Here is a 1,210-nt window from a genome sequence, read left to right as displayed (position 1 = left end):
TGCCGTCCGTGAAGGTCACGGTGGCGGTGGAGCCGGCGTCGAGCCCGGCGAGGGTGAAGGCGGCCGCGGCCGCCTCCTGGGGCGTCAGCGCGCCGCTGGCCGGCTCCGCCACGACGAGGGTCACGGTCGGCGCGGCGTCGGCCGTCGTGTCGATGGTGAGGGCGAGCGGCGCCGAGGCGCGGCCCGTCTCGCCGTTCGGGCCGGTCGCGCTCGCGGTGAAGCTGTAGCCGCCATCCGCGAGGCTCGGGAGCGCGAGGCTCCAATTGCCCTGCGCGTCGATCGCGCCGGTCAGCGTGTGCGGGCCGGCCGCGTCGGTGTAGCTCACCGAGACCGTTCCGCCCGCGATGCCGGTGCCGGTCAGCACCGGCGCGGGATCGTTGGTGATGCCGTCGCCGACGAGGCCGGAATCCTCGCCGAAGCCGGTGATCACCGTGCGTGCCGGCTCCCCCGGCACCGGGACGTCGACGGCCCGCGAGGCCGGGATCAGGCTCGCGAGGTTGCCCGCGGCATCCGCGATGTCGGAGCCCGGCGCCAGCGAGAGCGTGAGCGTGCCGCTGCCCGTCACGTTCGCGACGGTGACCGTGTAGCTGCCGCCCGATCCCGCCACCGCGCTGATCGTGCCGGCCGAGTCGCCCGTGCCGCTGAGCACGAAATCCTCGGCGCCGAGGCCGGTGACGGTCTCGGGGAAGGTCACGGTCACCGTGAAGCTCGTGGCGGCGGGGCCGCCCGCGGCGGAGGCGGCGGCGGTGCCGGCCGGTGCCACGGTGTCGAGGCTGAGCGCCGGGCCCGTGATGGTGGCGCCGTTGCCGGCCGTGTCCGCGAGGACGAGGCTCGAGGTCACCGCCCCGTTGAGGGTCGACAGGTTGGCGCTGTAGGTGCCGTCCGCGCCGACGGCGACGCTGACCGTGCGGGTGCCGTCCGTGAAGAGGGCCGTGCCGCTCGTGCCCGGGTCGAGACCGACCACGGTGAAGCCGGTCACGGCCGCCTCGGCCGCGTTGAGCACGCCGTCGGCGGTCGTGTTCACGCTGAGGGTGGCGGGCGTCCCCGTGTCGATGGCGGTGTCGACGACGACGTTGAGCGGTGCGGAGGCCGCGCCGACATTGCCGGCCGCATCCGTGAGCTGGACGGTGAGGCTGTGCGCGCCCTCCGCCAGCGGGTTCGTCGGGCTGACCGAGAAGGTGCCGTTCGGGCCGACCGTGGCGGTGCCGAC

At 75.3% G+C, this 1,210-nt stretch carries 1 protein-coding gene; it reads right to left on the bottom strand.

Annotated elements, in window-relative coordinates; genetic code table 11:
- The coding region (locus E1J50_RS26145; protein ID WP_165937987.1) for an Ig-like domain-containing protein at positions 1-1,210 on the bottom strand (1,210 nt) is incomplete at both ends.

Source organism: Methylobacterium segetis (assembly GCF_004348265.1).
Taxonomy (GTDB): Bacteria; Pseudomonadota; Alphaproteobacteria; order Rhizobiales; family Beijerinckiaceae; genus Methylobacterium; species Methylobacterium segetis.
This window is presented reverse-complemented; position numbering and strand designations above follow the sequence as displayed.